This window comes from Cellulomonas sp. P1_G12_2 (genome assembly GCF_056405535.1).
Genome location: NZ_JBFUBX010000002.1, coordinates 521,778 through 543,195, shown reverse-complemented (window position 1 = coordinate 543,195; position 21,418 = coordinate 521,778). Strand labels below are relative to the sequence as shown.

Here is a 21,418-nt window from a genome sequence, read left to right as displayed (position 1 = left end):
GTGCACCTCCGCGTGCGCGCCGGGTGGCAACCTCCGCCGTCCCGCGCACGTTCTGGTACAAGCGTACCAGAACGCGTCTGCGCGGTTAGGCTGCCGCCGTGACCCTGCCTCCGCTGCCGGACTCCGTCTCCGAGACCTTCGACCCGACGCGCTGGCGCACGGTCGACGGGTTCGACGACCTCACCGACCTCACCTACCACCGCGGGTTCGCCCGCCCGAGCGCGGACCAGGTGGCCTCCGGCGCGGTCGCGCGGGACCTGCCCGTCGTCCGCGTCGCGTTCGACCGCCCGGAGGTCCGCAACGCCTTCCGGCCGCACACGGTCGACGAGCTCTACCGGGTGCTCGACCACGCGCGGACGACCTCCGACGTCGGCACCGTCCTGCTCACCGGCAACGGCCCGAGCCCGAAGGACGGCGTCTGGGCGTTCTGCTCCGGCGGCGACCAGCGCATCCGCGGTCGCTCGGGCTACCAGTACGCGTCGGGCGAGACCGCGCGGGACGTGGACCCCGCACGCGCCGGCCGCCTGCACATCCTCGAGGTCCAGCGCCTGATCCGGACCATGCCCAAGGTCGTCGTCGCGCTCGTGAACGGGTGGGCGGCCGGGGGCGGTCACTCGCTGCACGTCGTCGCCGACCTCAGCATCGCCAGCCGCGAGCACGCCCGGTTCATGCAGACCGACGCCAACGTGGGCTCGTTCGACGGCGGCTACGGGTCGGCGCTGCTGGCGCGGCAGGTGGGGCAGAAGCGTGCCCGAGAGATCTTCTTCCTGGCCCGCGAGTACTCGGCGGAGCAGGCGCTCGCGTGGGGCGCGGTCAACGACGTGGTCGACCACGCGCAGCTCGAGGAGGCCGGGCTGGAGTACGCCCGGATCATGGCGACCAAGTCGCCGCAGGCCATCCGCATGCTGAAGTTCGCGTTCAACCTGGCGGACGACGGCCTGGCGGGGCAGCAGGTGTTCGCCGGCGAGGCGACCCGGCTGGCGTACATGACCGACGAGGCGGTCGAGGGGCGCGACGCGTTCCTGCAGCGCCGCGAGCCCGACTGGTCGGGCTTCCCGTACGCGTACTAGCTGCTGGACAGGGCCCAGCCGGCGAGGTCGACGATCGAGCCGAGGACGCCCGCGGCGCCGACGAGCAGCGCGACGAGGACGACGGCCGAGACGATGACCGCGCCGAGCGACCGGACGTCGTGCTCGACGGGTGTGGGGTGCGGGTGGGTGAGACTGGCCATGCGTCCAGCCTCGTCCGCGCACCCGACCTCGGGCATCGGTCCGCAGGCCCGTCGTGCTCCCGCCCTGGGGTGGCCAACCCGCCCCCGGAGATCATCCCGTGGGCGGACAACCTCTCCGGATCAGCCGACGGTGAGCGACCCGCTCCCGGCCGGCACGAGCTCGACCCAGGTGTTCCCGGGCGCCAGGTCCGCGGGCTTCCCGTCCGCCGTGAACAGCCGCATCGGTGCGTCCTGCGAGTCCTTCTGCCACCGGACGGCCACGGTCTTGCCGCCCGTCGCGACGACGCCGTCGCCGGCGCCCACGAGCGAGTAGGTCGGCACCGGGGCGCCACCCTGCGCACCGAAGCCGGAGTTCGGGTGGTCGGCCGTGATCGACACGACGTTGACGGCGGTCAGCCGCGCTCCGCTGCGTGCCGTCGCGGGTGCCGCGCCCTCCGACCGCGCCCAGGTGCCGCTGCCCGCGTCCCAGCCCCACGTCGGGTTGGACGCGGGTGAGAGCCGGAACGACAGGGTGTTCGCCGGCGTGCCGCTCACGACGGCCGCGGCGCGGTCGGCGCTACGCGCGAACGTGAACTGCTCGCCGGGCGGCGCCTGGTGGTTGGCGTCGGCCTGGTCCCAGAACGTCTGCGGGGTGCCGTACACGTTGTGCGGCGCCGCACGGTCCTTGGTCCGGTACATGCCGGGCGCTCCCGCGTCGTGGCTGATCATCTGCACGCCGCTGGCCGCCACGAGATCGAGGATGCCCTGCTGGCCACCCGAGAACGCGAGCAGCCCGTGCATCGGCGCCACGATGACGGGGTCCATCGGCCGGACCGAGCGGATCGGGCCCACCTCGGCCGGCACCTGCGAGTGGTACACCGCGATGAACCGCGACACGTCGAACTCGACGATGGTCTCCCAGACGACGTCCGCCTGCTCCAGCCCGGTCTGCGGGCGCGCCACCGCGGTGTTCTCGATCTTCACCGAGAGCGACGGTCGCGCAGCCGGCTCCCCCGCCACCCCGGTCAACGGCCAGGTGGGCGGGACGACCGGCACCGGCGCCGGCCCCTTGTCCGGCGCGATCGTCGGCCCCTGCACCACGGGCGGCGGCGACTCCTGCGGCGGTTCCTGCGGTGAGCTGCAGCCCGCGACGGCCAGCGCCAGCGCCGCGAGCAGCGCCGCTACGCCCCCCGTCCGTCGTCGTGTCGTCGTCGTCATCGCGTTCCCCCGTCGTCCACCTGCACTGCACCAGGCTGCCGTACCGGCCGGCCCGGGTCTTCTCAACTGATCGTGACGGCGCCCGAGGTCGTCGGCACCAGCTCTACCCACGTCGTCCCGGGCGCGAGCGTCATCACGGCACCGTCGGGCGTCGCGAGCGTGAGGACCGCGTCCGTGCCTGCCTTGGTCCACGTGCCGGTGACCGTCTTGCCCCCGGACGAGACGGTCGCGTCGCCCGTGCCCTCGAGCACGGTCTCCGGGACCGGGTTGCCGGCGGGGTCCTTGGTGCCGGAGTCGATGAGGCGGACCTTGAGCGTCACGACGTTCGTCGCGGCGATCCGGGCGCCGGACCGCACGGTCGCCGGGGTGGCACCCTCCGCGCGCAGCCACGTCGCCGTCCCCGCGTCCCAGGTCCAGGTGGGCCGCGCGAAGCCGGAGAGGCGCACGGCCACGGTCGACGACGGGCCTCCGGAGACCACCGCGGTGGCCTTCTCGGGCACCTTCGCGATGACGAACTGCGCGGCCGGCGCGGCGGAGTGGCTGCCGTCGGCCTGGTCCCAGAACGTCTGGGGCGTGCCGTAGACGTTGTGCGGCGCCGGACCGACGCCCTTCTTGCGGTAGAAGCCGCCCGCGCCCGCGTCCATGCTGATCGTCTGCAGACCCGCGTTCTTCAACGCCTGGACGAACGGCTGCTGACCGCCGGAGAAGGCGATGAGGCCGTGCAGCGGCGCGGCGATCGCCGGGTCCATCGGCCGGACCGAGCGGATCGGGCCCACCTCGGCGGGCACCTGCGACTGGTACACCGCGACGAACCGGGTGATGCCACCCTCGACGACCTGCTCCCAGACGACGTCCGCCTGGTCGAGACCGGTCTGCGGGCGGGCCTCCGTCGAGTTCTCCACCTTGATCGCGAGCGCCGGTCGCGTGGAAGCCTCCGGGGCGGTGACACCCGTGAGCGGCCAGCGCGGCGGGACGACGGGTGCGGGCGGAGCTGCCTTCGCGGGCTCGATGACGGGAGCCTGCGTCACGGGGGCGACCGGCGTGGGGTCGCTCGGCGGTCCGCTGCACGCGCCGAGCGCGAGCGTGGCGCCGGCGGTGAGGGCCACGAGCACGGCTGCCCGACGGCGGGCGGGCGAGGCGGTGAGGACGGACGGCACGGTGCTCCTTCGGGTGTGAATCGCGCGACACTCTACGGCGTGACGACGCCTCGCCCGGGCGGAGGCGCGCGCAGACGGACCTACGCTGGGCGGGTGAGCCGGCCCCTGCGTGACGTCCCCGCGCGGCCGGAGATCCTGCTCCCTGCGCTCGAGGCCGCGCTGACCGGCACCGGACCGGCCGTGTCGCCGGGTGCGGTCGACGCCACCGAGGTCCCCGACGCGGTCGCCGTGGTGGTGCGCACCTCGGGTTCCACGGGCGATCCCCGCGCCGTGCTGCTGTCGGGATCTGCCCTGCGCGCGTCGGCCGCCGCCACCGGCGCCCGGCTCTCCGGCCCCGGGCAGTGGCTGCTGGCGCTGCCCGTGCACCACGTGGCCGGGCTGCAGGTGCTGGTCCGCTCGGTGCTGGCGGGCACGGTGCCGGTGGCGATGACCTCGGGACCGTTCCGCGCGCCCGACTTCGTGGCGGCCGCCGACGCGATGGCCGGGACACGACCGCGGTACACCTCCCTGGTGCCCACGCAGCTGGTACGGCTGCTCGACGACCCCGCCGCGACGACCGCCCTCGCCTCGTTCGACGCCGTGCTGCTCGGCGGCGCCGCGACGAGTCCGGACCTGCTGGCCCGCGCCACCGCCGCGCACGTCCGCGTGGTCACCACCTACGGCATGTCGGAGACCTGCGGCGGGTGCGTGTACGACGGACGACCGCTGGACGGCGTGTCCGTGCACCTCGACCCCGACGGACGGATCCTGCTGGCCGGTCCCGTGCTGGCGGACGGCTACCTCGGGCGTCCGGACCTCGACGCGGCCGCGTTCGTGCAGGTGGACGGCGTCCGCCACCTGCGGACCACCGACGTGGGCACGTGGACCGGGGGGACTCTGCACGTGCTCGGTCGCGCGGACGACGTGCTGGTCACCGGGGGCGTCAAGGTGCCGCCCGGGCCCGTGGAGTCGGTGCTCACCGGCCTGCCCGGCGTCGGCGAGGTGTGCGTCGTCGGGATCCCGGACAGCGAGTGGGGTCAGCTGGTCGTCGCCGTCGTCGTCCCGCGGCCCGACGTCGCCCCGCCCTCGCTCGCCGACGCCCGCGCCGCCGTCACCGACAGGCTCGGTGCCGCCCACGCGCCGCGGCACCTCGTGCTCGCGGACTCGCTCCCGCTGCGCGGGCCGGGCAAGATCGACCGTCGGGCCGCCACGCTGCTCGCCGCCCGCCACCTCGAGAGGACCTCCCCGTGACGACAGCCAGCGACTGGGTGCAGGGTGCACGACCGCGGACGCTCCCGGCCGCCGCGGCCCCCGTGCTCGTCGGCACCGGTGCGGCGGCCCAGCTCGGCGAGGCCGACCTCGGCAGTGGCGCGCTGGCGCTCGGTGTGGCGCTCGCGCTGCAGGTGGGCGTGAACTACGCCAACGACTACTCCGACGGCATCCGCGGCACCGACGTCGACCGCGTAGGCCCGCTGCGGCTCACCGCGTCCGGCACCGCCAGCCCGGGCACCGTCAAGGCCGCGGCGTTCGCGGCGTTCGGCGTCGCCGGCCTCTTCGGGCTCGCGCTGGTGTACGTGAGCGGCTACTGGTGGCTGCTCGGCGTCGGGGTGATCGCGATCGCGGCGGCCTGGGGGTACACCGGCGGCAAGAACCCCTACGGCTACCTCGGGCTCGGCGAGGTCGGCGTGTTCACCTTCTTCGGCCTCGTCGCGGTGCTCGGCACCACGTACACGCAGGCCGACGAGCTCTCGTGGCCCGCCTGGGTCGGTGCGGTGTCCGTCGGCATGCTCGCGTGCGCCCTCCTCATGGCCAACAACCTGCGCGACATCCCCACCGACGCCCTCGTCGGCAAGCGCACCCTCGCCGTGCGGCTCGGTGACCGCCTGGCCCGACGCGCCTACGCCGGGCTGGTGATCCTGCCCGTCCTGCTCGGCGGGATCGTGTGCGCGTTCGCGTCGCCGTGGACGCTCCTCGTCCTGCTCCTGCTGGCGCCGGCGGTCGTCCTCGCGGTCACCGTGCTGCTCGGCGCCCGCGGCCGCGCGCTGGTCCCCGTGCTCGCCGGGACCGGGATGCTGGAGCTGGGGTTCGGCGTCCTCCTGGGGCTGGGCCTGGCACTCTAGGAGTCCTGCGTCCGCGTGGCCTCGTCGGCCGCGTCCTCGACGTCGGCGTCCTCCTGCGCGCGCCTGCCGAGAACCGTCTTGTCCCCGGCCTGTCGCCGACGCTCCGCACGCTCGGCCAGCTGACGCGCAGCGGCGTCCCGCGGGCCGCTGAGCAGCACGTACGACAGCCCCCACGCCAGGAACGCGGCGACGACGGCCACGAGCCACGACCGCAGGCCGGCCCACCAGAGCAGACCGAGGCAGGCACCGAAGAGGGCGAGGCGCAGGACCGAGTAGACGACGAAAGGCACGGTCCCAGCGTAGGACGCTCCGCGGGGGCGCCCGTCCGCCGAGCGGCGTCTAGTCTGACGAGGTGAGGAACCTCGCCGTCCTGCTGATCATCGGACTGACCGTCTACTGCGTGTTCGACGTCGTCCGCAGCACCGCCGAGGAGCGGCTCGGGGTGCACCCGGCCTTCTGGGTCCTGCTGATCCTCTTCGTGCCGCTGCTGGGTGCGCTCGGGTGGCTCGCCGTGCGGTGGTCCCGACGCACCGCGGCCGCCGGGCAGCCGGGCACGCCGCGACAGAGCAGGCGGCCGACGGCTCCCGACGACGACCCCGAGTTCCTGTGGCGGCTCGACGAGGACCGCCGGCGGACCGACCCCGGCGCCTCGGGCGACGCGCCGCCGCCGCCCTCGGCTCCGTGACGGGTCCGACTGCGACGGTCAGACGCCCGAGTACGAGTGCTTCCCGGTGACCACCAGGTTGACGACCGTGAAGTTGGCCAGCACCACCGCGTAGCCGACGAACACGAAGTACGCCGCCCGCCGTCCGCTCCAGCCGCGGGTGGTCCGGGCGTGCAGGTAGGCCGCGTACACGACCCACGCCACGAACGTGCCGACCTCCTTGGGGTCCCAGCCCCAGTACCGACCCCAGGCGTGCTCCGCCCAGATGGCCCCGCCGATGAGCGTGAGGGTCCACAGGACGAACGCGATCGCGTTGAGCCGGAACGACATGGCCTCGAGCTCACGCGAGCCGGGCACCTGCTCGAGCCACCCGAACCGGCGCCCGCCGACGACCCGGCGGACCCGGTCGGCGCGCGCGGCGCCAGAGGAGGCTGCGACCGGCTGGCCGGACGCACCCACGGCCACCGCGGGAGCGTCGGCGGCGGCCTCTTCGCGGTAGCTCTTCAGCACCTGGAGCACCGACGCCGCGAACGCGACCGTGAAGATGCCGGTCGCGGTGATCGCGACGCCGACGTGGATGATCAGCCAGTAGCTCTGCAGGGCGGGCTGCACCTGGTCGGCCTGGATGAAGAAGGCGTTCAGCGCGAGCACGAGCGCGAGCACCGCCATGCCCGTGACGAGCACGCCGACGAACGCGATGATCCGGCGGCGCTGCACGAGGGTGAGCACGAGGACCGCCACGAAGACGCCGACGATCGTGAACTCGTACATGTTGGCGGTCGGCCAGCGACCGGCGGCGATCCCGCGCAGCACGATGCCGGCGAAGAGCATGACCAGGCCGAGCACCGTCGTGGACCGGGCGATGCCCTCGGCTCGCACCGACCGGCCGGGCGCGCTCTGCTCCTCGGAGCCGCTGATGGCGGTCGCAGGCCGGGAATCGCGCACGGCGCCCGCGGTGGCGAGCTCGGGGACGCGTCGCTGGGAACGCTCGGCGATCCGCGCGAGGTCGGCGCTGAACGCGATGAGCGCGATGGTGAACGCCGTGGCGGCACCCCACACGAGCAGGGTGCTCAGGTCACCGGTGGTCATGGCGTGCTCTCTCCAGAGGTCGGGCCGCGGGGGGCGACCGGGGATCCGTCGTCGGTCTGGGCGAGGGTCTGCGCGAGCACCCTGTCGAGCTCGGGCTGGAGGCCCACGTCGTCGCCGCGCGCCAGCCCGGCCGCGGTCACCACTGTACGACCGGTGTCCTCGCCGCCGCCTGGTGCGAACCGGAGCCAGAGGCGTCGCCGCGGGGCGAAGAGCGAGGTCGCGAGCCCCGCGAAGGCGAGCAGGGCGAAGACGAGCACGAACGGCAGTGCGGGGTCGTGCCGCAGGTCGAGCGCCACGTACCGGGGCAGGCCGTTGAACGTGAGGGTGCCGAGCCCGTCGGGCAGGTCGACCGTCTCCCCCGGGCGCACGTAGAGCGTGACCGTGGTGCCGTCGTCGTCGACAGCCTGGGTCATCCGCGCCTCGTCCAGCTGGTAGACGTTCTGCGGCACGCCGGTGTCGAGCCCGAGGTTCCCGGACCAGACCGAGAGCACGAGCAACGGGTCGGTCGGTTGCGGGTCGATCGACCGGTAGAGGTCCTCGCCCACCTCCTGCGCGGTGGGGAGCAGGTAGCCGACGATGCCGATCTGCTCCTGGTCGCCCGAGACGTCCGGCACCTTGAGCACGCCACGGGACGTGTAGACCTCGTCCTGCGGCAGGAACGGGGTGGGGCCGGAGAAGGCCACCTCGCCGGCGGCGTCGTGGACGGTGATGTCGGGTGCGTACCCGTTGCCCTGCAGGTAGACCTTCGCGCCGCCCGCGTCGAGGGGGTGGTTGACCTTGATGGTCTCCGCCACCGGCTCCTCGCCGGGGTTGGTGAGCGTGACGTGCGCGGTGAAGTCGCGCGACTGGAGCGTGTCGGGGTCGAAGCGGGACTCGAACTCGTCGAGCCGCAGCGTGAACGGGACGAGGTTCGACGGCGAGAAGGCGGTGCCCTGCTCGAACGTGTCGTAGTCCACCTGGGCGTTCGCGAACCCGCGGCCCTGCACGACGATCGCCTGCCCGCGGTAGTGCAGCACCTGCCCGGTGGCCACCGAGATGAGCAGCCCGACCAGCGCGAGGTGGAAGACGAGGTTGCCGGTCTCGCGCAGGTAGCCGCGCTCCGCCGAGACGGACCAGGTGCCGCCGCCCTCGTCGCGGGTGTCGACGCGGTAGGTCGGGACGAACGGCAACCAGCGCCAGCCGGAGCGCAGCACGGTGGCCGAGTGCTCGGCGGCCCGCGACGGGGGGACGTCGAGCGCCCCCGAACCCTGCGAGGGGAACCGAGTGAAACGCCGGGGCGCTCGGGGCGGCCGGCCGCGCACGCCCGCGAGGTGCACCCTGGTGCGCGGCAGGATGCAGCCGACGAGCGAGACGAACAGCAGGAGGTAGATCGCGGAGAACCAGACCGACGAGTACACGTCGAAGAACCCGAGCCGGTCGAGCCAGGGGCCGGTGGTCGGGTGGTCGGAGATGTACGTCGCGACCTTGGCGGTGTCCTGCGCGCGCTGCGGCCACACGGTGCCGGGCACGGCCGCGACCGCCAGGAGCATGAGCAGCAGGAGCGCGACGCGCATGCTCGTGAGCTGGCGCCACGCCCAGCGCAGCCAGCCGACGAGCCCGAGCGTCGGAAGGGTCGGCGGGGCGGACGTGGGAGCCTCGGTCGGCTCCATGAAGACGTCGGACAGGCCCTCGGGTCGGTGCGTCGTCACGTCACACCACCGGCACGAACGGGTCGCCGCCGACGAGGACGCCCTGCAGCCAGGACGCCCAGGTGCCCCACACGCCGGTGACCAGCGCGAGGCCCAGGATCACGAGCATCGCGCCGCCGAAGCGCATGATCGCCAGGCGGTGCCGGCGCAGGAACCCGAGGGCGCCCTTGCTCCGGTCCACGAACAGGGCGACCAGCAGGAACGGAAGCCCGAGCCCGACGCAGAACGCCACGGCCAGGAGCGCGCCGCGGCCTGCCGAGCCGCCGTCGAGCGAGAGCGTGAGGATCGCCGCGAGCGTCGGGCCGATGCAGGGCACCCAGCCGAGCCCGAACGTGATCCCCAGCAGCGGCGCACCCCAGAGGCCGGCGCGCGGCGCGAGGTGCACGCGCTTCTCGTTCTGCAGGAACGGGATGAGCCCGAGGAACCCGAGGCCGAGCACGATGACGACGACGCCGAGCACCCGCGTGATGACGTCCTGGTACTCCACGAGCACCCCGCCGAGCGAGCCCGCGAGCGCGGCCAGCGCGACGAACACGGCGGTGAACCCGGCGACGAACAGGGCGACGCCGAGCAGCACGCGGCTGCGCGCGGGGGCGGCGGTGCGGACGAGCGTGCTGCCCTCCGAGAAGGCGCTCTGGGCCGAGCCGGTCATGCCCCCGAGGTACCCGACGTAGGCGGGCACCAGCGGCAGCACGCACGGCGACGCGAACGACACCAGCCCGGCGATCAGCGCGACCGGGACGGCCAGGAGCAGCGACCCGGAGGCGACGGTCTGGCCGAAGGCGTCGCCGGCGTCGGCGAGCATCACGTCGTCGGCGCCGGCTCGGCGAGGAGCTCGTCGATCATCGAGCGGAGCGTGGACGGGTCGGCGAGGCCCAGGATCCGCCCGGCCACCTTGCCCGAGCGGTCGAGCACCACGGTCGTCGGCACGGCGTTGATCGGGACGGTGCCCTGCAGGGCCGCGATCGCGGCGCCGTCGGTGTCCGCGAGGCTCGGGTACGGGACCTCGAACTGGCGCTCGAACGCCAGCGCGGTGCCGGCGTCGTCGGTCCGGTTGATGCCGAGCACCTGCACGCCGTCGGCCGCGTAGTCGGTGGACAGGGCGGCGAGGTCGGGGGCCTCGGCGCGGCACGGCGGGCAGTTGGCGTACCAGGTGTTGAGGACGACGACGTCGCCGCGCCAGTCGGCCACGTCCTGCGCGGTGCCCTCGAAGTCGGTGCCGGCGAGCTCGAGCGGCCCGGTGCGGTCGCCCTCGGCCCACGTGGTCGTGCTGCCGTCCCCGGACTGGTAGCCCTGGTCGGCGACGTCGTCGGGGTTCTCCTGGGCGCCCCCCGTGCAGCCGGCGAGCAGGAGGAGCGCGACGGTGCCCACCAGCAGGGTGCGACCGCGCACGTCAGGCCCCCGCGACCGACGAGACGCCCGGCAGCAGCGAGGCGGCGGGCTCGCTGTAGCCGACGCCGACGAGGGTGTCGCCCTCGTACCGCAGGCTCGTCAGCGAGGCCACCGAGCACTGCCTCTTGCGGGGGTCGTGCCACAGGTGCCGGTTCTCGAGCGACAGGCGGGTGACCCAGACGGGCAGCTGGTGGCTGACCAGCACGGCCTCATGCCCCCGGGCCACCTGGCGCGCGGCGGCCACGGCGGCGAGCATCCGCTCCACCTGCTCCGTGTACGGCTCCCCCCAGGACGGCCGGAACGGGTTGCGCAGGTACGGCCAGTGCTCCGGGTGGCGCAGCGAGCCGTCGCCGACGCCGAACGTCTTGCCCTCGAAGTGGTTGCCCGCCTCGATGAGCCGCTCGTCGGTGCCGATCTCGACGTCGAACGCGGCCGCGATGGGTCCGGCGGTCTCCTGCGCGCGCTGCAGCGGGGACGCGATCACGGCGACGACGTCGCGACGGACCGGCCCAGCGAGGTGCGCAGCCACCATGTCCGCCATCGCCAGGCCGCGCTCCGAGAGCCGGTAGCCGGGCAGCCGTCCGTAGAGCACGCCGCGGGGGTTGTGCACCTCGCCGTGCCGCATCAGGTGGATCGTGGTCGCGACCATGGGCTCAGTGTCGCAAAGACTCCTGTGCGGCACGGCCACGGGGCGGGGTCACTCGACGTGACACGCGCCACCCGTGAGGTGCAGGCGGACCGTCTCCATGGCGTCGCCGAGCGCGGCGAACTGCTCGGGCGTGAGCACGTCGACGAGGTGGTCCCGCACCGACTGGACGTGGCTCGGCGCGGAGGCGACCAGGACCTGCCAGCCCTTCTCCGTCATGGTGCAGTTCACGCCGCGCGCGTCCTCGATGCAGGGCAGACGCTCGACCAGCCCCTGCTCCTCCATGCGCCGGATGGTGTGGGTCAGCCGGCTGCGCGAGTGCGCGAGGTTGTCGGCGAGCTGCGCCATGCGCAGGGTCCGGTCGGAGGTCTCCGACAGCCGGACCAGCACCTCGTACTCGTGCGTGGACAGCCCGGTGTCGCGCTCCAGCTCGTGCTCGAGCGCCGCGAACAGCCGCGCGGTGCCGCCACGGAACGCGCGCCAGTGGGTCTGCTGCTCGGCCGTCAGCCACTCGACCGTCCGCGTGGTGGCCGGTGTGTCAGTGGTCACGACGGGGCCTCCGTTCCTGGGCATGGGGTTGCGCCCTCCCCCAGAGTGTAGTACAACTTTGAACTAACAGTTTGGTTGACAGTTCAACAACCACGGAGGACACCCCATGAGCACCACCGCCACCGCCATCCCGACCGGCCTCACCACCGGCACCTGGGCCGTCGACGCCTCGCACACCGAGGCCGCGTTCACCGTCCGGCACGCCGGCATCTCCAAGGTCCGCGGCACCGTCGCGGTCACCGAGGGCACGGTCGTCGTCGGCGACGACCTGGCGAGCACGTCGGTCTCCGTCACGCTGGACCCGTCGACCGTCACCACGGGCGACGCCAACCGCGACGGCCACCTCAAGAGCGGCGACTTCTTCGACGTCGAGAAGTTCGGCCAGTGGACGTTCGTCTCCACCGAGGTCCGCGAGGCCGGCAAGAACTACGTCATCGCCGGTGACCTCACCATCCACGGCGTCACGCAGCGCGTCGAGCTCGAGACCGAGTTCAACGGCACCGCGGTGGACCCGTTCGGCAACACCCGCGCCGGGTTCGAGGCCTCCGTCACGATCTCCCGCAAGGACTTCGACCTCACCTGGAACGCGGCCCTCGAGGCCGGCGGCGTGCTGGTGTCGGACAAGGTCGTCATCGCGCTCGACGTCTCCATCATCAAGGGCTGACACAGCTCGTCCCACGCGAACGGCCGGGTCCCTCACGGACCCGGCCGTTCGCATGCTCACGCACCCGTCCCGGCGCGACGCCGGTCGTGGAACGCGAGGATCTGCAGCTCGGAGGCCACGTCCACGGCCCGCAGGTCCACGGTCGGCGGCACGCGCAGGGCTCGCGGCGCGAACGTGAGGATGCCGACGACGCCGGCCGCGACGAGCGCGTCGCACACGTCCTGCGCGACCGCCGCCGGGGTGGCGATGATGCCGATGGTCACGTCGGACCCGCTCACCACCGCGGCCAGCTCCTCGGGCGGCTGCACCACGAGCCCCGCCACGGTGGTCCCGACCACCTTGGGGTCGGCGTCGACCAGCCCCACCACCGCGAACCCGCGCTCGGCGAACACCGAGTAGCTGGCCAGCGCGTGCCCCAGGTTGCCGATGCCGACGATGACGACCCTGCGCTGCGTGGTCAGGCCGAGGACCACCGCGATCTGCTCGGAGAGGTGCACGACGCCGTACCCGACCCCGCGGCGCCCGTACGACCCGAGGAACGACAGGTCCTTGCGCAGCTGCGCCGGGGTGACCCCCGCTCCGGCGGCCAGCTCCTCCGAGGACGTGGTGACCACGCCGTCCGCGGCGAGCCCGCGCAGAGCCTGCAGGTACCCGGGCAGGCGCGCGACCGTGGCGGGTGGCACGTCACGCGCGCGGGCGCGCCCGCTCGCACCGGGCTCCCCGGCCCTCCGCTGCGTGTCCACATCGACTCCTGCGACGCCCTGTGGACCCGGTCGCCCGGGCCCTGGGGGTCAGGCTAGGGGGCGCGGACCGGCGGCGGTAAGGGTTCGGCGCAGACGTGCCGCATCGATGCGCCAGTACCCCTGCCGGACGCCGTCGACCTCGACCACCGGCACCAGCTCGCCCAGCTCGTCGACCAGGTCCCGGCCGGAGGAGGGGTCGGTGTCGATGTCGACCTCGGACCACTGGTCGCCCGTCTCGGCGCACACCGCGCGCACCACCTCGCGCGCCTCGTCGCACAGATGGCAGCCGGCTCGGCCGTAGAGCACCACACGCGTCATGGCCCCACCGTCTCACGGGGTCGGCGGCTGCCCCGTGCCACCAGCGCGCTCGACCGTCGTTACAGTGACCGGGTGCGTCAGGCGTCCGGGAACACCACCGCCCCCGCTCCCGTGCTGCGGGACCCCGGGGCCGGTCCGGACGGTCCCGGCACCGGTGCCTTCTTCGACGTCGACAACACGATCATCCGCGGGGCCAGCTCGTTCCACCTGGCGGTCGGCCTGTACCGGCGCGGGTTCTTCCGCAAGCGGGACCTCGTCGAGTTCGGGCTGCACCAGTTCCGGTACCTGACGTTCGGGGAGAACAAGCATCAGATCGACGAGGTCCGCAGCCGCGCGCTGTCGATCATGCGCGGCCACTCCGTCGCCGAGGTCACCGCCATCGCGGAGGACATCTACGACGAGGTGCTCTGCCTGCGCATCTACCCCGGCACGCAGCGGCTCCTCGACCAGCACATCGCGGCCGGCCACTCGGTCTGGCTGGTCACGGCGACGCCGGTGGAGATCGGCTCCCTGATCGCGCGGCGGCTCGGCGCGACGGGCGCGCTGGGCACGGTCGCCGAGCACGAGGACGGGTTCTACACCGGCCGGCTGGTCGGAGACATGCTGCACGGCCAGGCCAAGGCCGACGCGGTGCGCGCGCTGGCCGAGCGCGAGGGCATCGACCTGGCGGCGTCGTACGCGTACGGCGACTCGACCAACGACGTCGCGATCCTGTCCGAGGTCGGCTTCCCCTGCGCGATCAACCCCGACCGCCGCCTGCGCCGGTACGCCGCCGAGGTGGGCTGGCCGGTCCGCGAGTTCCGCAACCGCCGCCGCAACGCCCGCCGCGGCACCACCGTCGCCAGCCTGGCCGGCCTCGCGTGGGCCGGAGGGCTCGTCACGCGCGCGCTGCTGCGGTCCTGGCGCGGCACCCACGACGGAGAGGACCTCCTGTGACCACCCTCGAGTCGACGGTCCGCCCGGCCGTCCCCGCGGACCTGGACCACCTGGCCGCCCTGGCCGCGCTCACGTTCCCGCTCGCCTGCCCGCCCGGGTCGACCGCGCAGGACCAGCAGGCGTTCATCGACACCGTGCTCTCCGTGGACCGGTTCGCCCAGTACCTGGACGACCCGTCCCGCGACGTGCTCGTCGCGCAGGACGGTGTCCTGGTCGGGTACACCATGCTCGTCGCGGGCGAGCCGGCCGACGACGACGTGCAGGCCGCCCTGCACCTGCGCCCGACCATCGAGCTGTCCAAGTGCTACGTGCACCCCGACCACCACGGGGCGGGCGTCGCGCACGCGCTGATGACGGCCTCGCTGGAGGCAGCCCGGGAGCGCGGCGCGCAGGGGATGTGGCTGGGCGTCAACCAGCAGAACGCGCGGGCGCAGGCGTTCTACGTGCGATCGGGCTTCGCCATCGTCGGCACCAAGCACTTCACGGTCGGCGCCCGGGTCGAGGACGACTACGTGCTGGAGCGTCCCCTCTAGGGAGCGGTCGTCGCCACCGGCCAGCCCTCGTCGTCCCAGTCCAGCTCCCGGATCTCGAGCCGGAAGTCACCCCCGGCGGCCGCGTCGTAGTAGTGGAACGCGAGGTACCCGCGGGAGACCGACTGTCCCCCGGGGCCCACCATGTCGCCGTCCGAGGTCAGCAGCTGCTCACCGCCGTCCAGCGTCATGTCCTTGCCGGAGCGGTCGACGTACGGCCCGGTGACCTCCTTGGCGCGCCCGACCGCCATGTTGTAGGTCGAGTCGGTGCCCTGGCAGCAGGAGTCGCGGGACACGAACAGGTAGTACCAGTCGTCGTGCCGCACCAGGTAGGGCGCCTCGATCGCGTTCGGCGGCGACGTGCGGCTGGCGATCGTCTCCGGCGACGCCCCCTCGACCGGCTTGCCGGACGGCCACGACAGCTCGACCAGCTGGATCCCGCCCCAGAACGAGCCGAACGCCATCCACGGCGTGCCGTCCGCGTCCTCGATCACGCCGGGGTCGATCGCGTTGTAGTTCGTCTCCCCCGGCTCGGACGCGATGACCTGCCCCCGGTCCACCCAGGCGTAGTCGGGGTCGTCCGGGTCGAGCGTCGTGTTCGTCGTCAGGCCGATGGCCGAGCGGTTGGAGCCGAACGTGGACGCCGAGTAGTAGAGGTAGAACGTGCCGTCGTGCTCGATGACCTCGGGCGCCCAGAAGTTCGACACGCCGGGCACGACCTCGTACGCCCACTCCGGCCGGGTCGCGGCGTCCCAGACCGTGCCGACGAGCTCCCAGGTGAGGCCCTCGTCGGTGGACCGCCGGATCTGCGGTGCGCCGAGGCCCTTGCGGACGTCACCGGTGGAGAACACGTACCAGGGCTCACCCTCGGTGCCCGCGACGAGCGCGGGGTCGTGGGTGTGGATGTCCCCGTCGAGGGACAGCGCCGTCGCGGCGGGCTCAGGCTCGGGCCACAAGGCGGCCGCGGCACCGACCCCCGCCACCAGGGTGAGGGCCACCGCGCCCGCCACGACGACGCGTCGCACGCTCTCAGACCCCCAGCCGGACGACGTTCCAGGACACCGGCGGCACCTCGACGGCGAGACGGCCGTCCCGCACGACCGCGGTCGCGTTGGCCCGCGGCGCCACCGAGGTGTCGTCGTCGGCCGTGGCGGACCAGGTGTGGTCCGGGTTGGACAGGGTGCTCGCCTCGACCACGCGCAGGCCGGGCAGCGAGCGGGCGTCGACCTCGAGCGTGACGGTCTCCGTGAGCGAGCGGTTCACCGCGAAGAGCGCGACCGCGCCCGTCTCGGGGTCCCGCGTGGCGACGGCGTCGACCAGCGACGCGTCGCCGTACTTCGCGGTCTCGTACGTGGGCGACTCGACGGCCACCTGGAGCACGTCGCCCACCGCGTACCGGGAGGCCTGCGCGAACGGGTGGAAGATCGTCTGCTTCCAGGACCGGCCGCCGGGCTCGGTCATGATCGGCGCGATCACGTTGACCAGCTGCGCCAGCGACGCCGAGTGCACGCGGTCGGTGTGGCGCAGCAGCGAGATGAGCAGGTTCCCGACGACGACGGCGTCCGCGACGTTGTACTTGTCCTCGAGCAGCACGGGTGCGACGGGCCAGTCGTGCCCGGTCGGCGGCTTGGACTCGGCGCGGTGCTGGTACCAGACGTTCCACTCGTCGAACGAGATGTGGATCCGCTTGTCCAGCTTCTTGTGCGCGCGCACGGCGTCCGCGGTCGCACTGACCGACTCGACGAAGTGGTCCATGTCCACGGCCGAGGCCAGGAACGAGCCGAGGTCGCCGTCCTCCTCCCAGTAGTACGCGTGGGCGGAGATGAGGTCGACCTGCTCGTAGGCCTCGCCGAGCACGATCCGCTCCCACTCGCCGAACGTCGGGATGGCGACGCCGGACGAGCCGCACGCGACGAGCTCCAGGTCCGGGTCGACCATGCGCATCGCGCGGCCGGTCTCGGCGGCGAGGCGGCCGTACTCGTAAGCGGTCTTGTGGCCGATCTGCCAGGGGCCGTCCATCTCGTTGCCCAGGCACCACATGCGGATGTCGTAGGGGTCCTCGGCGCCGTTGGCGCGGCGCTGGTCGGACAGGCGGGTGCCGCCGCGGACGTTGCAGTACTCGAGCAGGTCCACCGCCTCCTGCACCCCGCGGGTGCCCAGGTTGACGGCCATCATCGGCTCGACCTCGGCGAGCCTGGCCCAGCGCATGAACTCCTCGACGCCGACCGTGTTGGGGTCGGTGGAGTGCCATGCGAGGTCGAGGCGTGCCGGGCGCTGGTCGAGGGGGCCGACGCCGTCCTCCCAGCGGTACCCGGACACGAAGTTGCCGCCGGGGTAGCGCACGGTGCTCACGCCCAGCTCGCGGGTCAGCTCGAGCACGTCCTTGCGGAAACCGTCGGCGTCGGCCGTCGGGTGCGCGGGGTCGTGGATGCCGGTGTAGACGCAGCGGCCGAGGTGCTCGACGAACGAGCCGAACGTGCGCCGGCGGACCGGGCCGACCCGGAAGGCCGGGTCGAGGGTGAGTCGGACGGGGATCATGAGGTCTCCTGGTTCGGTCGGGTATCGAGTGCGGTCCAGCGCACCCCGTGGGAGGGCACGTCGAGGACGAGTGCCCCCTCCGGTTCCCACGTGGTCGGGTGCAGGTCAGGGGTGGTGCCCGGGTCCCACAGGTCCCGGGCGGTCCACGTGTCCCGGGCGGCGGCGTGGCCGACCAGGGACGAGAGCGGCAGCGAGACGTTCCGCTGCCGGGGGCCGGTCCAGAAGACGGCGACGTAGGTGGTCGCGTCCGCCACGGCCGTCCAGACGATGAGCTCGCCGTCGTCGAGGGGCTCCCGGACGATCTCCCGGCCCCCGGTCGCGGCGCGCAGCACGTGGCCGACGGCGGGGTTGGCCAGCAGGTCGAGGGTCGCGGGGTCGCTCGTCGGCAGGTCGCCGCCGACCATGAGCGGCGATCGGGCCATCACCCAGAGCGTGAGGATGCTCCGCTGCTCGTCCGGGTTCAGCCGGCTCTGCCGGTCGTCTCCACGCTCGGCGCGCAGGCCGATACGGCCGAGCGGCAGCATGTCGGCGTCGGCCCACCCGCCCGGCTGCTGGAACGGGGCCCACCGGGCCAGCCGGGCGAACTGCGCGTGCACGTCCTCCCAGCGGTCCCAGAGGTCGTCGGAGATCCGCCACATCTGGGCGTGCTCGCGCAGGTGGTCGACGTGCGCGGTGGACAGGTGGGTGCCGGGCGACAGGGAGAGCACGACGTCCCGGCCGGAGCGCTCGATCGCCCGCGCCCACGCCTCGACCGCGTCGGGGTGGTACGGGGCGAGCATGTCGTCGACCTTGAGGAAGTCGACGCCCCAGCCGGCGAGCTGCGCGACGAGCCCGTCGAGGTACGCCTGGGCAGCGGGGTGGTCGTGGTCGAGCCCGTAGTTGTCGTCGTTCCAGGGGCACACCGAGGTCGTGTCGGCCGCGTCGCGGGCGGTCCACGACGTGCCCTCCACGGGCAAGTCCTGCTCGACCGCGATCCGCGGGATGCCCCGCATCATGTGCACCCCGAACCGCAGGCCCAGGGCGTGCACCTCGTCGGCGAGCGGCCCGAAGCCGCGGCCGCCGACCGCCGACGGGAACCGGTTCTCGGCGGGGAGCTGCCGGCCGAACGCGTCGAGCGTGAGCGACGAGCCGTCGTTGTAGCCGTGCGCGCGGGCCGCCGGGTCGTACCAGTCGATGTCCACCACGACCGTGTCCCAGCCGTGCGGCAGCAGCCGTTCGGCCAGCACGCGGGCGTTCGCGAGGACCTCGTCCTGCGTCACGGTGGTCCCGTACGAGTCCCAGCTGTTCCAGCCCATGGGCGGCGTCCGAGCGTGCTTCGACATCGTCAGCCCCTTCGCCGTCGGTCGCTTCTACATCGTTGTAGACGCATCATGCACGGCGGCTCAGACGACGTCAACCGGCCGTTACCGGTTCGTGGCTTGACCGATCGCCGGTTCTCGTGTCATGTTCTACATCGTTGTAGATCAACGTTGTAGATGCAGCGTCGATCAGAGCGAATGAGGTCAACGACGACCCTGACGGACCAGCCCCCACCGGTCCCGACGCGACCGTGACCTCGCACATCCTTGGGATATGGGAGGCAGGACGATGAAGAAGAACAGGCTCATCGCCGGCGCCGTGTGCGCCGCGGTCGCCGGGACGCTCACGCTCACGGCGTGCAGCGACAACGGCGACGGCGGTAGCGACGGCGGCGACAAGCAGATCACGTTCATGTTCCGCGGTGGACCGGACGAGAAGGCGGCCTACGAGGCCGCCATCGCCAAGTACACCGAGGACACCGGCGTCAAGGTGAAGGTCATCGTGACCGACGCCGACCAGTACGCCACCAAGCTCCAGGCCGCCGTGGCCGGCAACAACGTGCCCGACGTGTTCTACATCGAGCAGGCGACGCTCCAGTCGTACGTCAGCTCGGGCATCCTCATGGACATCACCGAGCAGGTGGACGCCAGCGGCATCGACCTGGACAACATCTGGCCCTACGGCGTCGACTCCTACCGGTTCGACGGCACGCTCCAGGGCACCCCCGACGGCAAGCTCTACGGGCTGCCCAAGGACGTCGGCCCGTTCTCGTTCGGCTACAACAAGACGATGCTCGAGGCGGCCGGCATCCCGCTGCCCGACAAGGACACCCCGCTCACGTGGGAGCAGTTCGTCGACATCAGCAAGCAGCTGACCGTGGACACCGACGGGGACGGCGCCGTCGACCAGTGGGGCACCGGGCTCAACGTCCAGTGGAACCTGCAGTCGCTGGTGTGGAGCAACGGCGGCGACTGGACCAACGCGGACCGCACCGAGGTCACCGTGGACACCCCCGAGTTCGCCGACGCGCTGCAGAAGTTCGCGGACCTCACCAACGTGGACAAGGTCACGCCGTCGGCCTCCGACGCCGCGACGCTCGACACGTACCAGCGGTGGATGGCCGGCGAGATCGGCTTCTTCCCGGTCGGTCCGTGGGACGTCTCGGTCTACAACGACCTCGACTTCGACTACGACCTGATCCCCTGGCCGACCGTCGGTGACGGCGGCGCGGCGACGTGGCTCGGGTCGCTCGGCATCGGCGTCTCCGCGACGTCGAAGCTGCCCGACGACGCGGTCAAGCTCGTCACGTACCTGAGCACCGACGCCGACGCCCAGCAGACGCTGGTCGACGCCAACATCCAGATCCCGAACCTCATCGACATGGCCGAGACCTGGGCCGCCGAGGAGGGCGCGGAGCCCGCCAACCGCCAGGAGTTCCTGGACATCGCGCAGGACTACGGCCGGGCGATGCCGGCGGCCTTCACGTACGGCGCCGAGTGGTACGACGAGCTCTGGACCAACATCCAGCCCGTCCTCGACGGCGAGCAGACGGCCGCCGACTACCTGGCCGAGGAGCAGCCGAAGATGCAGGCCCTCCTCGACGAGTCGAACGCCACGGCCGAGCAGGCCGCGGCCGGCAACTAGCCGCACCACCTCCTCCCGTCCCCGCCGCCCGGGCACGCCTCCGGGCGGCGGGGACCCCCGGAAAGGTTCTCCAGATGACCGCGACGCAGCTGTCGACCACCCCCGGACTCACGTCCGAGCAACGAGCGAAGCAGGCCAACCGCCGCCTGCACCGCACCGAGCACCGCTGGGCGCTCGCGTTCGTCGCCGCCCCGATCCTGGGGTTCCTGCTCTTCACGCTCTACCCGATCGGCTTCGCGGTGTACGCGTCGCTGACCAGCTGGAACGGTCTGGGCCCGATGACGTTCGTCGGCCTCGACAACTACGTGACCCTGTTCGGCGACGAGTACTTCCGCATCTCGCTGTACAACACGTTCTTCTACATGATCGGCATCCCGATCGGCCTGGCGCTCTCGCTGCTGCTCGCGCTCGCCATGAACCGCCGGATCCCCGGACGCACCGCGTTCCGCACCATCTACTACGTGCCGGTGATCTCGTCGCTGGCCGCCATCGCGATCGTCTGGCAGTTCGCCTACAACGGCGACTTCGGCCTCATCAACCAGGTGCTCGCCTGGTTCGGCATCGACGGCCCCGACTGGCTGCAGAACACCGCGACCGTCAAGCCCGCGATCATCATCATGGCCATCTGGAAGGGCCTCGGGTACTCGATGCTCCTGTACCTGGCCGCGATCCAGGGGGTGCCGGCGTCCCTGCACGAGGCCGCGGCGCTCGACGGGGCCAACGCCTTCCAGCGCTTCCGCCACATCACGCTGCCCATGGTCCGGCCGGTGACGTTCTTCCTGGTCGTCACCAACATCATCGCCGGGTCCCAGATCTTCACGGAGATCAACATCATGACCCCCGCCGGCGGCCCGGAGTTCAGCTCGGCGTCGGTGGTCTGGTACATCGTCCGCAAGKCGTTCAAGTACCAGCAGATGGGGTACGCCACGGCGATGTCGATCGTCCTCGGGCTGCTCGTCTTCGTCATCACCTTCATCCAGTTCCGCCTCAATCGGCGCAACAGCTTCAGCATCGACTGAGAACGACTGAGAGAG

24 protein-coding genes are annotated in these 21,418 nt (G+C 72.6%); 9 read left to right on the top strand and 15 right to left on the bottom strand.

What is annotated here, in order from left to right; translation table 11 throughout:
* The first annotated feature begins 104 nt into the window (after positions 1 to 104).
* Positions 105 to 1,070 (top strand): 1,4-dihydroxy-2-naphthoyl-CoA synthase, encoded by a 966-nt coding sequence (locus AC1DXT_RS10530; protein WP_477061632.1) that lies wholly within the window; start codon positions 105 to 107, stop codon positions 1,068 to 1,070.
* Here the strand turns inward: AC1DXT_RS10530 and AC1DXT_RS10525 are convergent.
* From AC1DXT_RS10525 to AC1DXT_RS10515, 3 genes are all read right to left on the bottom strand, one after another.
* Positions 1,067 to 1,231 (bottom strand): hypothetical protein, encoded by a 165-nt coding sequence (locus AC1DXT_RS10525; protein WP_477061302.1) that lies wholly within the window; start codon positions 1,229 to 1,231, stop codon positions 1,067 to 1,069. The two genes, AC1DXT_RS10530 and AC1DXT_RS10525, sit on opposite strands and share 4 nt — an antisense overlap.
* A gap of 120 nt (positions 1,232 to 1,351) precedes the next feature.
* Positions 1,352 to 2,428 carry a DUF3048 domain-containing protein gene (locus tag AC1DXT_RS10520; protein ID WP_477061301.1) on the bottom strand — a complete coding sequence of 359 codons (1,077 nt, stop codon included), beginning with the start codon at positions 2,426 to 2,428 and terminating at the stop codon, positions 1,352 to 1,354.
* Between the two features lie 62 nt (positions 2,429 to 2,490).
* Positions 2,491 to 3,585, bottom strand: coding sequence for a DUF3048 domain-containing protein (locus AC1DXT_RS10515; RefSeq protein ID WP_477061300.1), 1,095 nt, complete (start codon positions 3,583 to 3,585; stop codon positions 2,491 to 2,493).
* Between the two features lie 93 nt (positions 3,586 to 3,678).
* On the opposite strand from AC1DXT_RS10515, the gene menE reads away from it, so the two are divergent.
* The gene (menE, locus tag AC1DXT_RS10510) at positions 3,679 to 4,815 is read left to right on the top strand and encodes an o-succinylbenzoate--CoA ligase (RefSeq protein WP_477061299.1); all 1,137 of its coding nucleotides are present in this window, start codon (positions 3,679 to 3,681) and stop codon (positions 4,813 to 4,815) included.
* Positions 4,812 to 5,684, top strand: coding sequence for a 1,4-dihydroxy-2-naphthoate polyprenyltransferase (locus AC1DXT_RS10505; protein WP_477061298.1), 873 nt, complete (start codon positions 4,812 to 4,814; stop codon positions 5,682 to 5,684). The genes menE and AC1DXT_RS10505 overlap by 4 nt, the downstream gene beginning before the upstream one ends.
* On the opposite strand, the gene AC1DXT_RS10500 is transcribed toward AC1DXT_RS10505, so the two are convergent.
* A complete protein-coding gene (locus tag AC1DXT_RS10500) occupies positions 5,681 to 5,974 on the bottom strand; it encodes a DUF4229 domain-containing protein (protein WP_477061297.1) in 294 nt (97 codons plus the stop codon). The genes AC1DXT_RS10505 and AC1DXT_RS10500 overlap by 4 nt on opposite strands.
* Positions 5,975 to 6,036: 62 nt before the next feature.
* On the opposite strand from AC1DXT_RS10500, the gene AC1DXT_RS10495 reads away from it, so the two are divergent.
* A complete protein-coding gene (locus AC1DXT_RS10495; protein ID WP_477061296.1) occupies positions 6,037 to 6,369 on the top strand; it encodes a PLDc N-terminal domain-containing protein in 333 nt (110 codons plus the stop codon).
* A gap of 18 nt (positions 6,370 to 6,387) precedes the next feature.
* Here the strand turns inward: AC1DXT_RS10495 and ccsB are convergent, their stop codons facing one another.
* From ccsB to AC1DXT_RS10465, 6 genes are read right to left on the bottom strand one after another with little or no spacing between them, the layout of a single operon-like run.
* A complete protein-coding gene (ccsB, locus tag AC1DXT_RS10490) occupies positions 6,388 to 7,437 on the bottom strand; it encodes a c-type cytochrome biogenesis protein CcsB (RefSeq protein ID WP_477061295.1) in 1,050 nt (349 codons plus the stop codon).
* Positions 7,434 to 9,086 (bottom strand): cytochrome c biogenesis protein ResB, encoded by a 1,653-nt coding sequence (resB, locus tag AC1DXT_RS10485; protein ID WP_477061631.1) that lies wholly within the window; start codon positions 9,084 to 9,086, stop codon positions 7,434 to 7,436. Before resB ends, ccsB begins: the two co-directional genes overlap by 4 nt.
* Before the next feature lie 40 nt (positions 9,087 to 9,126).
* Complete coding sequence (locus tag AC1DXT_RS10480; protein ID WP_477061294.1) at positions 9,127 to 9,930, bottom strand: cytochrome c biogenesis CcdA family protein; 804 nt, start codon at positions 9,928 to 9,930, stop codon at positions 9,127 to 9,129.
* Positions 9,930 to 10,517 (bottom strand): TlpA family protein disulfide reductase, encoded by a 588-nt coding sequence (locus tag AC1DXT_RS10475; RefSeq protein ID WP_421743474.1) that lies wholly within the window; start codon positions 10,515 to 10,517, stop codon positions 9,930 to 9,932. Before AC1DXT_RS10475 ends, AC1DXT_RS10480 begins: the two co-directional genes overlap by 1 nt.
* 1 nt (position 10,518) lies before the next feature.
* Positions 10,519 to 11,166 carry a histidine phosphatase family protein gene (locus AC1DXT_RS10470; protein WP_477061293.1) on the bottom strand — a complete coding sequence of 216 codons (648 nt, stop codon included), beginning with the start codon at positions 11,164 to 11,166 and terminating at the stop codon, positions 10,519 to 10,521.
* A 48-nt stretch (positions 11,167 to 11,214) separates the two neighbouring features.
* Positions 11,215 to 11,712 (bottom strand): MarR family winged helix-turn-helix transcriptional regulator, encoded by a 498-nt coding sequence (locus AC1DXT_RS10465; RefSeq protein WP_477061292.1) that lies wholly within the window; start codon positions 11,710 to 11,712, stop codon positions 11,215 to 11,217.
* A gap of 106 nt (positions 11,713 to 11,818) precedes the next feature.
* On the opposite strand from AC1DXT_RS10465, the gene AC1DXT_RS10460 reads away from it, so the two are divergent.
* The gene (locus tag AC1DXT_RS10460) at positions 11,819 to 12,376 is read left to right on the top strand and encodes a YceI family protein (protein ID WP_477061291.1); all 558 of its coding nucleotides are present in this window, start codon (positions 11,819 to 11,821) and stop codon (positions 12,374 to 12,376) included.
* Between the two features lie 56 nt (positions 12,377 to 12,432).
* Here the strand turns inward: AC1DXT_RS10460 and AC1DXT_RS10455 are convergent, their stop codons facing one another.
* Together AC1DXT_RS10455 and AC1DXT_RS10450 are read right to left on the bottom strand one after the other, a co-directional pair.
* A complete protein-coding gene (locus AC1DXT_RS10455) occupies positions 12,433 to 13,119 on the bottom strand; it encodes a redox-sensing transcriptional repressor Rex (RefSeq protein ID WP_477061290.1) in 687 nt (228 codons plus the stop codon).
* Positions 13,120 to 13,167: 48 nt separating this feature from the next.
* Positions 13,168 to 13,437: a glutaredoxin family protein gene (locus tag AC1DXT_RS10450; RefSeq protein ID WP_477061289.1), complete on the bottom strand. Its 270-nt coding sequence runs from the start codon at positions 13,435 to 13,437 to the stop codon at positions 13,168 to 13,170.
* Positions 13,438 to 13,509: 72 nt separating this feature from the next.
* On the opposite strand from AC1DXT_RS10450, the gene AC1DXT_RS10445 reads away from it, so the two are divergent.
* Complete coding sequence (locus AC1DXT_RS10445; RefSeq protein ID WP_477061288.1) at positions 13,510 to 14,373, top strand: HAD family hydrolase; 864 nt, start codon at positions 13,510 to 13,512, stop codon at positions 14,371 to 14,373.
* On the top strand, positions 14,370 to 14,906 hold the full coding sequence (locus AC1DXT_RS10440; RefSeq protein ID WP_477061287.1) for a GNAT family N-acetyltransferase: 537 nt from the start codon (positions 14,370 to 14,372) through the stop codon (positions 14,904 to 14,906). The genes AC1DXT_RS10445 and AC1DXT_RS10440 overlap by 4 nt, the downstream gene beginning before the upstream one ends.
* Here the strand turns inward: AC1DXT_RS10440 and AC1DXT_RS10435 are convergent.
* From AC1DXT_RS10435 to AC1DXT_RS10425, 3 genes are read right to left on the bottom strand one after another with little or no spacing between them, the layout of a single operon-like run.
* On the bottom strand, positions 14,903 to 15,928 hold the full coding sequence (locus AC1DXT_RS10435) for an arabinan endo-1,5-alpha-L-arabinosidase (RefSeq protein WP_477061286.1): 1,026 nt from the start codon (positions 15,926 to 15,928) through the stop codon (positions 14,903 to 14,905). The two genes, AC1DXT_RS10440 and AC1DXT_RS10435, sit on opposite strands and share 4 nt — an antisense overlap.
* A gap of 4 nt (positions 15,929 to 15,932) precedes the next feature.
* The gene (gene arfA / locus AC1DXT_RS10430; RefSeq protein ID WP_477061285.1) at positions 15,933 to 17,441 is read right to left on the bottom strand and encodes an arabinosylfuranosidase ArfA; all 1,509 of its coding nucleotides are present in this window, start codon (positions 17,439 to 17,441) and stop codon (positions 15,933 to 15,935) included.
* Positions 17,438 to 18,763: an alpha-galactosidase gene (locus AC1DXT_RS10425; RefSeq protein WP_477061284.1), complete on the bottom strand. Its 1,326-nt coding sequence runs from the start codon at positions 18,761 to 18,763 to the stop codon at positions 17,438 to 17,440. Before AC1DXT_RS10425 ends, arfA begins: the two co-directional genes overlap by 4 nt.
* A 250-nt stretch (positions 18,764 to 19,013) precedes the next feature.
* Here AC1DXT_RS10425 and AC1DXT_RS10420 point away from each other — a divergent pair, with 250 nt between their 5' ends.
* A complete protein-coding gene (locus AC1DXT_RS10420) occupies positions 19,014 to 20,384 on the top strand; it encodes an ABC transporter substrate-binding protein (RefSeq protein WP_477061283.1) in 1,371 nt (456 codons plus the stop codon).
* Positions 20,385 to 20,458: 74 nt separating this feature from the next.
* Positions 20,459 to 21,403, top strand: coding sequence for a carbohydrate ABC transporter permease (locus AC1DXT_RS10415; protein ID WP_477061282.1), 945 nt, complete (start codon positions 20,459 to 20,461; stop codon positions 21,401 to 21,403).
* Positions 21,404 to 21,418: the final 15 nt, after the last annotated feature.